Here is a 10,615-nt window from a genome sequence, read left to right as displayed (position 1 = left end):
GTATAGATATATGAGTTTTGCCCTAGTTTGGTGGGATAGCGCCGGTGAGATTGCCGGCGCCTGCCACGGGGGTGGAAGTGTTCGGACCCAAGTCCTGGCGAACGGCGGCCGTCATCGCGGCGACCGTCGTCTGCGGCATCGCGACCGCGCCGCAGACCGCGTTCGCGTCAGATCATCAGCATCCGGTACGGGCGCACGCGAGCGTCAGCACCGCCGACGATGCCTCGGCCGGAGCCGCGAAGGCCCGCGCCCACCACAAGAAGAAGCCCACACGCGCGCCGGCGCGCCGCGGCGCGCACCCGGCCGCCGGCTACCCGGGCGGCGGCGGCAAGCCCACCGTCGCGGCGACAGCCACCGGCAAGCCGCACGCGACCGGCACGACGCACGGGACCGGCAAGGTCGCCGCGCCGGACCCGGCCCGGAAGGTCAACGCGCCGAGCGGCAAGCCGCCCGCGCACGTCGAGACCACCGGCGTCGAGCTGACCGCGACCTGGGACGTGCCGTCGGTGGAGATCGGCACCGCCGTCACCGTCGACGTCAGCATCGACCGGCCCACCACCGGCACGGTGCTGTCCGGCCTGGGCTACACCTTCGCCCTGCCCGCCGGGCTCACGTTCTCCAACGGCATCGTGTACCGCACCAGCGCGGCCTGCAGCGGCGCCGACAACATCGCCGTCGGCGCGACAACTGTCACCCTGTCGGGCTGGCAAATCACCTCCAATTACACGTTCTGCCACTACTACATGTACGTGACACCGACCGCCTCGGGCCTGTACACGTTCAACAGCGCCAACTTCACCGGGCTGACCGGCGGCGGCATGACCAACGGCGTCACCGCCCAGACCCTGACCGTCACCGCGACGCCCAAGCTCACCGGCACCTTCACGCCGGCCACGATCAACTCGGGTGGCACGTCGACGCTGAACCTGCACATGGCCCGCACCGACGGCAACCCCACCGGCAGCTCCACCGGCCTGAACCTCACGGTCGCGCTGCCCGGCGGGCTCACGGTCGGCACCGGCTCGACCGCGAACACCTGCGGCGGCACGTTCGCGGCGAGCGGCGCGAGCGTCACGCTGACCGGGGCGTCGATGACCGGCACGTCCACCTGCGACATGTCGGTACCTGTCACGTCGTCGACGCCGGCCACGTACAGCATGCCGAACACCGTGGCCACGACCCACGACGGCATCATCGTCGATCTGGGCTCACCGTGCGTCCAGACCAAGCAGGAGACCTCCTGCGGCACCCTGGCGCTGGAGGTCGTCGGTCTCGCGCAGACCGTCACGTTCGAGCAGCCGCAGCAGTGGTCGCTGTCCAAGGGCACGATCACCGTCACCGGCACCGCCAGCTCGAACCTCCCGGTCGCGTTCACCAGCACCACGCCGGCCGTCTGCACGGTCAGCGGCACGACCGTGACCCTGGTCGCGGCGGGCACCTGCACCATCGACGCCGACCAGGCCGGCGACGCCACCTACGCGGCCGCCACCACGGTGAGCCGCAGCTTCACGGTGGACCCGGCGACCATGCCGCCGACCGCCGTGACGGCCACGGCCGGCGTCTCCTCGGTGACCGTGAGCTGGGCGGCCCCGGCCAGCACGACAAACATCACCGGCTACAAGGTGATCGCGACGCCCGGGCCGGCCAGCTGCACCACCACGGCCCTCACCTGCGTCCTCGGCGGCCGGGCCGGCACCGGCTACACGTACACGGTGACGAGCCTCAACGACCACGGCGACTCGGTCGCGGCGGGCCCGTCGAACACCGCCACCCCGACCGCGCCGGTGTTCCCGGCGACGCCGCCGTCGACGAACCTGACCTTGACGACCGACCAGGGCGCCATCTCCACGGCCGCACCGTCGCAGCAGATCACGGTCATCGGCACCGGGTTCGCGCCGTACTCGACCGCGTCGATCGTCATCTACTCCGACCCGATCACGCTGGGCACCACCGTCACCGACGGCACCGGCTCGTTCAGCACGCCCGTCACGCTGCCCGCGGCGCTCGCCGCCGGGCCGCACCAGGTGATCGCGTCAGGCGTCGACCCGAACGGCGCACCGCGCGCCCTGAAGCTCGCGGTCACCGTCGCCAGAGCCGGGTCGGGCAGCTCGCTGCCGGTCACCGGCACCGACACGGCCGTGCTGCTGCTGATCGGTCTCGGCTGCACCACGACCGGCGGCACGCTGCTGCTGGCCGGCGCCCGCCGCCGCACCGCCACGGTGTAACCAGGCACGCCCGCGGGGCGGCTCCCACCCGCCGTGTGGGGCCGCCCTTCGGCGTTTTCCGACGGGCTACCGGCAGGTCCAGACGATCGGCGTATGCGACTCGGCGGTCCCGGCGACACCGACGATCGTCGAGCCGTCGGCGCTCATCGCCGCCGCTATCGCCGGCTCGCCGCCGGGCCCCGGCAGCAGGTCCACCCGGCCGTTCACGCCGACCCGGCGCGACACCGTCCGGGCGAGCTCACCCGGCAGCAGCGCGTCACCGTGCACGGACCCGGCCCGGGCCCCGTTGTCACTGATCCGGGCCAGCTCGGTCACGGTCGCCGCCTCGATGTCCCAGCGCAGCGGCGTGCCGTCGACCTTGGCCCCGTACACGTACCGCCCGGCGACCGCGGACACCATCGCCTGACTCCCGACCGGCGCCAGCGGCAGCGGCACTCCCTGCGTCGTCCAGACGACCGGCACACCGCGGATCTCACCGACGACCCGGCCGTCCTCGGTGATGTCCCGCGCCGCCGAGTCGGTGACGTCACCGAACTTCGTCGCCGCCGGTGTGCTGAGCTTGTGCACGGACCCGTCGGCCGCCCACATCACCGGCACTGCCGCGTTGAGATTGCCGTCGGCGGCGTAGCCGGCGACCTGCCCCTTGCCGTTTATCGCATACGCCGACAGCAGCCGGTTGCCGGCCAGCTTCGCCAGGTGCGTGACCTGCCCGGACCGCCACACCCAGGCGTCGCTGTCGTCGGCCCAGCCGAGCACCGCCCCGTCGGCGCCGATGTCGACGACCACGCCCTGCACGCCGGAGAGCCGCTCGGCCCGGCCGTCCTTCCAGATCACCGGCACGTCGCGCTGCGCACCGGTCGTCCCGCCGACGATCCGGCCGGTCGGGTCGATGGCCGTCGCCTCCGCCTGCTGCCCGTCGGGCCCGGTCAGCCGGGTGGGCTCGCACCCGGCGGCCGGCCCGGCCGAGGAGGCGGCGGCGCTGGGCGGCGACAGCGCCGGCAGGTTGCCCGTGGCCCCGTCCCGGAACTTGACGGCACCGAGTACTCCGGCCGTGGCCAGCACCGCAACCCCGGCCGCCGCGGCCGTCAGCATCGCGGTGCGGCGATGGATCGCCCGCTGCCCGTCCGTGACCGCCCGGTGCACATCGGCCCGCGAGGCCGGCACGTCGATCGTCAGCATCAGGTGGCGCAGCTCCGCGCCGGTACGCTCGTCGTTGGACACCTCAGTGCTCCTTCGCGCTCGACAACATGCCCCGCAGCGCCTCGAGGCCGCGGGAGCTCTGGCTCTTGACGGTGCCGGTGGAGCAGCCGAGCGCCTCGGCCACCTCCTCGATCGAGCGGTCCAGCAGGAACCGCATCACGAGGATCGCCCGCTGCCGCGGCGGCAACCGGCGCAGCGCCGCGACGAGCCCGCTGCGCTCGTCGACCTGCTGCTGCGGCGCGTCCCCGTACGGCCCGCCCCTGTACGGCCCGGCTCTGTACGGCGCCTCCCCGTACGGCCCGCTCTCGTCGGCCCGCTCGTCGCTGCGGCCGGTGAGCCGTACCCGCGCCCACGGACTGCGCCGCTCGTCGACCAGGGCGTGCACGAGCATCCGATGCACGTATGCGTCGAGGTTCTCGCTGCGCGCCGCCCGCTTCCAGTGCTGGTACAGCCGCGTGATCGTCGCCTGCACGATGTCGTCCGCCCGGTGCGTGTCGCCCGCGCACAGCAGGAACGCCGCCCGGTGCAGCGCCGGCAGCCGCGCCGACACGTAGTCGACGTACGACGGGGTATCCGCCCGCATCCAAGGTCCTCTCGGTAGCCGTCACCCCACCGACGGGCCCGGCCCCGCAAAAGGTTGAAAAGCATCGTCAGGCCGATCATGTCGCAGACCGGGCCGCGCACAGCGTGCCGGCCGCGGCGGTCGAGACCGCGCAGGTCGCCGCCGGGCCCGGCGGCGCTCGTCGCCGGGCCGCGGCGAGCTTCGCCGCCGACATCGCTGTGGGCGGACCAGGTGGGGCGCGGCTTCCTTTCTCCGAGTGGCAGATGACGACGGAGGCGCCAGGTCCAGGACCAGACCCGGGATCGATCGCGCAGCCGCACCGCTTTGCAACTCAGAGCGGAAGTTCGGTTTTGTTCAACTCAAAGCGGGAGTTCTGTAGCCGATGTACGGGCGTGCCCTTTCTTGCGCGGCTGCGCCTTGGCGTACGTCTGACCGCGGCCTTCGTCGTCGTCGTCCTGCTGCTGCTCGTGGTGATGGCCGTGGCGCTGATCACCTCATCGCGGCAAGAGGACGCGGCCGGGCGGATGCAGCGTTCCGAGCGGTTTGTCGCACTGGTGAAAGACGCCAAGTTTTCGGCGGCCGACCTCAATGGATGGCAGACCGCCTACGCTTTTGACGCCCTGCGGGGAGTGCCTGACGCGGCGCAGGACAGCGGAGCCTCACGCAAGGCATTCCTCGCGTCCGCTCAGACCTTCCAGACGACGGTGGCGGCCGCGGCCGGCGCGGCACCCACGGCCTCAGTACAGCAGGGCCTGCAGCGGATCGCCGCCCTGTTCGACGAGTTCCTCACCGTTGACCGCCAGATCGCCGGTTTGTACCGTAACGGCCAGGCCGCGCCGGCCAATGCGCTGGTGATCGGCAAGGAGATCGAGCTCTTCCAGCAGATCAGCGCACTGCTCGACACATCGGCCAGCACGGCCAACGCGGACTTCACCGCAGCGCGCCGCAATGCCACCGCCGCCCACCAGATCGGCAACCGCGTGATCTGGAGCGCGGGCACCACGGCTGCGATCATCGCCCTGGTCCTCGCCATTGTGGTCACCCGATCGGTGACCCGACCCGTCGACCACGTCCGCAAGCGCCTGATGCTGCTCGCCGACGGCGACCTCGCCACTCCGCTGACCGTGACCGGCCGCGATGAGATCGCCGTGATGGCGGGCGCACTGGGCCAGAGCATGACCGCACTGAGCGCGGTGATGCGAACGATCGACGACTCGTCGGCCTCGCTCGCCGCGGCAGCCGAACAGATGTCGAACACCTCCGCCCAGATCGCCACCTCTGCGGAGGAGTCCGCCGCCCAGGCCCAGGCGGTGGCCACCGCCGCGGACGAGGTCTCCGCCAACGTCCGGACCGTCTCGGCCGGCGGTGAGGAGATGGGGGCATCGATCCGCGAGATCGCCCACTCCACCAGCGAGGCGGCCGCCGTCGCGGCTTCCGCCGTACAGTCGGCCGAATCGGCCAACACCACCGTCAGCTCCCTCGGAGAGTCGTCCCGGGGTATCAGTGAGGTCGTCAAGGTGATCACCACGATCGCCGAACAGACCAACCTGCTCGCACTCAACGCCACCATCGAGGCCGCCCGCGCCGGGGACGCCGGCAAGGGCTTCGCCGTCGTAGCCAGCGAGGTCAAAGACCTGGCGCAGGAAACCGCGCGGGCGACCGAGGACATCGTCCGCCGGGTGGACGCCATCCAATCCGGCACCCACCGAGCCGTGGAAGCTATCGCCGAGATCAGCACGGTCATCGCCCGTGTCAACGACTATCAGACCACCATCGCCTCAGCCGTCGAGGAACAGACCGCCACCACGGCCGAGATGAACCGCAGCGTCGCCGACACCGCGCTGAGCGCCGACCAGATCGCCATCGGCATCGCCACCGTCGCGCAGGCCGCCCAGCAGACAACCGAAGGTGTCAACCAAGCTCAGCAGGCAACGGCAGAACTCGCCCGCATGTCAGCCGAGCTCCGCATCCTGGTGTCCCGCTTTCAATACCAGTAGTGGCCCGCTTCCGACACCAGCAACAGCATCACGGGCTGTTCGCACGGGCTTTGCACGTGGTGATCCGGCGTACGGCATCATCCTCGCCGGGATTGTCGCCGGCCGCCGTCGGGCTGCGGCTGCGCAATGCAGTGCACCGGCGCCTCGAGGCTGCCGAGACCCTCGACGCCGACCACGACCGCATCCCGGACGTGTGGGAGCCGACTGCGACCGCTGAGCCGGCCGGTCCACGCCGGCGTGCGCACGGCCCGGTGATCCGCCGCACAAATGCTCAGCTGAGCGCGGGGCCGGGCGATAGCGGCGGTATGGTCCGCTTCCTCGCCGCCGTGGCGCTGCTCGTCGGGCTGGCGATGGTGACCTACGACACCGACGCCGGCAACGTGCTGTCGATGGCGCTCTACGTCACCCTGTGCGCGCTGACGTGGCGGGCCGCCGCCTCGGCGCCGGCCGGCCGGGACCGGGCACTGTGGCGGCTCGTCGCGCTCGCCCCGACGCTGTGGTGCCTCGGCGACGGGGTCGAAATGCTGCAGCGGTACCTCTGGAGCGTGCCCCCGGTGGGTATCGCCGACGTCTTCTGGCTCTGCGGCTACCCCGTCCTCGCCGCGGCGCTTGTCGGCATGGCGCGGCGCCGGGCCCCCGGCCGGCTGCGGGGCGCCGTCCTGGACGCCCTCACGATGACCGCCTCGGCCGCGCTGGCGTGCTGGCAGTTCCTCATCGAACCCGTGCTCGGCCTCGGCTACGGCGTCCTGCAGTCGGTGGTCCCCGCCCTGTACCCGGTCGGCGACGTCACCCTGCTCGCCGCCGTCCTGTTCGTCGCGCTCTCCCCCGGCCGGCGCGGGGCCCCGACCGGGCTGCTGATCGCCGCGATCACGCTGTACCTGGCGGTCGACCTCGGCTACAACCTGCTGCCCTACGTCGCCGGCCCCGACCTGGTCAACCGGCTCGGGCCGCTGATCATGTTCGGCAACGCCCTGCTCGCCGCGGCGGCCCGGCACCCGGGGCGGGCCGAGCTGACCACCCCCGAGCCGGCCGAGCGGCGCCTGCACCCGGCCCGGGTGGTGCTCCTCGGCCTGGCGCTCATGGCCGCGCCCGCCCTGACCGTCGCCCGCACCGGCCTGAACGGGGCCGGGTTCGTCGCCCTCGCGGTGACCGCGCTGTGCGTCGCGTTCGTGCTCGCCCGGTTCACGTTCGCGGTCCGCGAGCAGGAGCGCGCCGAGGAGCGGATGCGCTGGCAGGCCCACCACGACCCGCTGACCGGCCTGGCCAACCGCGCGGTGCTGACCGACCGCCTGGAGGCGCTTACCGACAACGGGTCCCCGGCCGCCGTGCTCTACCTGGACCTGGATGGCTTCAAGGCGGTCAACGACGGGCACGGCCACGAGGCCGGCGACGCGGTCCTGCGGGCCGTGGCCGCCCGGCTGCTCACCCTGGTGCGCGGCGACGACCTGGTCGCCCGCCTGGGCGGCGACGAGTTCGTCGTGCTCGCCCCGGGCCTCGACGCGGCCGGCGCGAGCGCACTGGCCGCCCGGGTCGTCGACCAGGTGGCCAGCCCCGTGCCGATCGGCCCGGCGACGTTCGCGGTCGGCGCCAGCGTTGGCGTGGCCGTGCTGAGCGGCACGGGCGGCCCCGACGCCCTGCGCGCCGCCGACACCGCCATGTACCAGGCCAAGCGCCGCGGCCGCGGCCGCTGGGTGGTCGCCGGCGCCGACGCGGCCCGCGACGAGAGTGCCGGCGCGGATGCCGGCCGCGTCGCGCCCGCACCGGCGCTGCTGCACGCCTCGGCCGGCTCGCCCTGACGGACCGGCGCCGCCGGCGGCTCGAGAGGCCGGGACCGCCGGGCCGTTCGAGATCCACGTGACCGCCGGGTCCGAGGACGGTGTACGGCACACTCCCGCGGGGCGATGGTGCGGGCGATGGGGCAGACACCGGGACGCCGGGCGCCATAGGGTGGCGTCCATGTCGAGCGTTCCGAGGAGGGCGCCGTGGCCGAGCCCGCAGACCCGTACCGCAACGACGACTCCCAGCCGACGCCGCCCGGCACCGAGCCGGTCAGGTATGAGCCGAGTCCGCCGTACCACCCGCCCGGCTACGGCTACCCGACCGGCACGCCGCCGGGGCCGTACCTGAGTGACGGAGACGGGTCGCGCCGGCCGGCTTCCGGGCCGAGCAGTGACGACCGCGACCCGTTCCTCGTGCGGTGGTGGCGCCGGATCACGAGGTCGCGTTGAGCGAGATCGTCAAGGGGGTTCTCGGCGGCGGGTGGGCGCTGCTGGTCGGGTGGATCGCGCCGGCCGCGGTCAACGTGGTGCTGGCGTTCTGGGTGCTGTCGGGGACGCGTTGGCTGCCCGGGATCGGGCGACTGCTCGGTGAGGGCGACATCGCCGGGGCGACGCTCGGCGTGGCGGTGCTGGTGGGGCTGCTGCTGGCTGCGGTACAGACGCCGCTGTATCGGATTTTGGAGGGGTATCTCGGCTGGCCCCACGGGGTGGCGAACCGGGCCCGGGAGCGGATGCGGCAGCGCAAGCTCCTGCTGGCCGACCGGATCGCCGCGGTGGAGCTCGTGGACCGGGAGCGTGCCGGTGACCTCGACACGGACGGGGCGGCGGCGCTCGCGGCGATGCGGGCGCACCGGCGGGTGCGGCGGCACCTGGACCGCGACGCGACCGGCGGTGCGGTGCGGCGCGGGCTGCTGCACGAGCGGCTGCGGCGCTTCCCGGTCGATGACTCGCAGGTGGTCGCGACGCGGCTGGGCAACGCGATCCGGCGCCTGGAGGAGTACGGGTACGACCGCTACCGGCTCGACACGCAGATCTTCTGGTACGAGCTGACCGCTGTCGCCGACGAGCGCACGACCAAGCAGGTCGAGCAGGCCCGCACGACCGTCGACTTCTTCGTGGCGCTGCTCTACGGCCACCTCGCCGTCGCGGGGGTGGCGCTGGTTGGGGCGTTCGTGCACCCGGGAGCGCTGTTGTGGGCGGCCGTGGTGGGGTTGCCGCTGCTGGCGTACTGCTGGTATCGCCTGGCCGTGGTGACGACCGACGAGTGGGCGGCGGCGGTGCGGGCCATGGTCAACGTCGGGCGGGTGGCGTTCGCGGAGAGGCTCGGGGTGACGCTGCCGGCGACGCTGGAGGAGGAGCGGACCATGTGGGCGCGGCAGTCGCGGCTGGTCCGGCTGTCGTACCGGGACTTCAGTGCCGACGACCGGCCCGAGCCCGGGATCGATGCGGCCCGGGACGCGTCGGCACCCGCCCCGGGCCGGCCGGTTACTCGGTCTCGGTGATCGTCGGTACCGGCGCGCCGCCGGTGACCTGGCGGAAACCGAACAGCCGCCACGCCGCCGCGCCGGTGCCGAGCACGTCGAGCAGGTTCGCCGCGTACTGCGCGCGGAACTGGCCGATGTCCTCCTTGCCCATCAGCTTCAGCGCGCTGTCCCGCACGTCGTAGCCGGGCCACACCTTCAACATTTCCGGCTTGCCCGCGGCCTTGAGCACGTAGTGCATCATGCTCATCATGCCGCCGAACACGAACGCGCCGGTCACGCCGTTGACGCCGTTGTAGAACGACTGCTTGTTGCTGCCGCCGCCGATGCCGAAGTACATCATCTCGTTGGTCTTCAGGTCGGTCACGTGCACCCACAGCACCCGCCCGTCGAACACGTGCCAGAACCTGTCGGTGCTGGCCAGCGCGTAGCGCACGACGAGCTTGTCGTCGGTGTTGGTGATCGTGCCGTAGTTGCTCAGGTGGATCGTGCCACTGCGGCCGAGGAACGTCCGCCCGACCAGGCTCGAGTTGGCCGCCCACTGCTCCGCGTTGTACTCCTCCAGCTGCCTGCGCTGGCTGGCGGCGTAGACCGTGGACATGTCGCCGAGGTCGTCAAGCGTGTTGATGGCGTCGGGCGAGACCAGCTCCAGCCGGCGGAAGCCGGAGGTGGGGACCTGCCGGCCGTAGGGCGGGAAGCAGGACAGCATCAGCCGGAAGACGTTGTTGTTCGTGCCGTCGGCCAGCCACGGCGCGAAGGCGGGCAGGAACGGGTACAGCCCGCTGAACGCGGTGTACCGGTGCCCGGACTGCGCGTCGGACTGGTAGTGCGACTCGCCGGCGTGCTTGGACTTGCGGGCGCGCTCCAGCACCACCTTGGCCAGGCCGTACACCCGGGTCGGATCGTCGGCCAGCTCGGCGACGGTCTGGTCGGCCGGCTTCTGCTTGTCCCACCTGATCTGCTCGAAACCCGGCGACTTGGTGAACTGCTGCCAGGTGTACCCCTGCACGAGGATCCTCGCCCAGGAGGCGAACTTCGCCACATCGACTCCGAACGTGAACAGCGGCCTCGGGGTGTCGACCTGCTGCGGGGTGGTGGGCTGGTGCGGGTCGGTCATGTCTGGCGTCCTTCCTGTCCGACCGGTCGGGCCGACCGGCTTGTGGGAAGGACCGTCACCGCGGCGGCGTCGATACGTCGCTGACCCGACACCACCGCGGCGTATCAGGCGCCGCGCAGCAGCGTCGGCGTCCCGCCGTGGGGCACGCATCCGCGACGTGCCGGAGCGGTAGCGCCAGCTATACCGCACGGGGTAGCGCAGCCTCACCCTGCTGTACTAGCTCATGCGCCATCGCGCCCCGAGCGGCCCTTCTCT

8 protein-coding genes are annotated in these 10,615 nt (G+C 72.4%); 5 read left to right on the top strand and 3 right to left on the bottom strand.

Going from position 1 to position 10,615, the window contains the following annotated elements; translation table 11 throughout:
• Nucleotides 1-77 precede the first annotated feature (77 nt).
• Entirely contained in the window at nt 78-2,225 is a 2,148-nt protein-coding gene (locus tag Dvina_RS20265; protein WP_223104031.1) for a fibronectin type III domain-containing protein, read from the top strand.
• A 66-nt stretch (nt 2,226-2,291) separates the two neighbouring features.
• Here the strand turns inward: Dvina_RS20265 and Dvina_RS20260 are convergent, their stop codons facing one another.
• The gene (locus tag Dvina_RS20260; RefSeq protein ID WP_223104030.1) at nt 2,292-3,446 is read right to left on the bottom strand and encodes a hypothetical protein; all 1,155 of its coding nucleotides are present in this window, start codon (nt 3,444-3,446) and stop codon (nt 2,292-2,294) included.
• A gap of 1 nt (nt 3,447) precedes the next feature.
• The gene (locus Dvina_RS20255) at nt 3,448-4,008 is read right to left on the bottom strand and encodes a sigma-70 family RNA polymerase sigma factor (RefSeq protein ID WP_223104029.1); all 561 of its coding nucleotides are present in this window, start codon (nt 4,006-4,008) and stop codon (nt 3,448-3,450) included.
• A 371-nt stretch (nt 4,009-4,379) separates the two neighbouring features.
• Here Dvina_RS20255 and Dvina_RS20250 point away from each other — a divergent pair, with 371 nt between their 5' ends.
• From Dvina_RS20250 to Dvina_RS20235, 4 genes are all read left to right on the top strand, one after another.
• On the top strand, nt 4,380-5,984 hold the full coding sequence (locus Dvina_RS20250) for a methyl-accepting chemotaxis protein (protein WP_246656335.1): 1,605 nt from the start codon (nt 4,380-4,382) through the stop codon (nt 5,982-5,984).
• A gap of 305 nt (nt 5,985-6,289) precedes the next feature.
• Nucleotides 6,290-7,780: a GGDEF domain-containing protein gene (locus tag Dvina_RS20245; RefSeq protein ID WP_223104028.1), complete on the top strand. Its 1,491-nt coding sequence runs from the start codon at nt 6,290-6,292 to the stop codon at nt 7,778-7,780.
• A 186-nt stretch (nt 7,781-7,966) separates the two neighbouring features.
• A complete protein-coding gene (locus Dvina_RS20240; RefSeq protein WP_223104027.1) occupies nt 7,967-8,212 on the top strand; it encodes a hypothetical protein in 246 nt (81 codons plus the stop codon).
• A complete protein-coding gene (locus tag Dvina_RS20235; RefSeq protein ID WP_223104026.1) occupies nt 8,209-9,264 on the top strand; it encodes a hypothetical protein in 1,056 nt (351 codons plus the stop codon). The genes Dvina_RS20240 and Dvina_RS20235 overlap by 4 nt, the downstream gene beginning before the upstream one ends.
• On the opposite strand, the gene Dvina_RS20230 is transcribed toward Dvina_RS20235, so the two are convergent.
• A complete protein-coding gene (locus tag Dvina_RS20230; protein ID WP_223104025.1) occupies nt 9,248-10,360 on the bottom strand; it encodes a hypothetical protein in 1,113 nt (370 codons plus the stop codon). The two genes, Dvina_RS20235 and Dvina_RS20230, sit on opposite strands and share 17 nt — an antisense overlap.
• Nucleotides 10,361-10,615 lie beyond the last annotated feature (255 nt).

Source organism: Dactylosporangium vinaceum (assembly GCF_019904175.1).
Classification (GTDB): domain Bacteria; phylum Actinomycetota; class Actinomycetes; order Mycobacteriales; family Micromonosporaceae; genus Dactylosporangium; species Dactylosporangium vinaceum.
This window is presented reverse-complemented; position numbering and strand designations above follow the sequence as displayed.

What these genes read in the sequence shown, in the direction of transcription:
- Dvina_RS20255 (WP_223104029.1), bottom strand. Translation starts at nt 4,008, where the DNA reads ATGCGGGCGGATACCCCGTCGTACGTCGACTACGTGTCGGCGCGGCTG.
- Dvina_RS20245 (WP_223104028.1), top strand. Translation starts at nt 6,290, where the DNA reads ATGGTCCGCTTCCTCGCCGCCGTGGCGCTGCTCGTCGGGCTGGCGATG.
- Dvina_RS20230 (WP_223104025.1), bottom strand. Translation starts at nt 10,360, where the DNA reads ATGACCGACCCGCACCAGCCCACCACCCCGCAGCAGGTCGACACCCCG.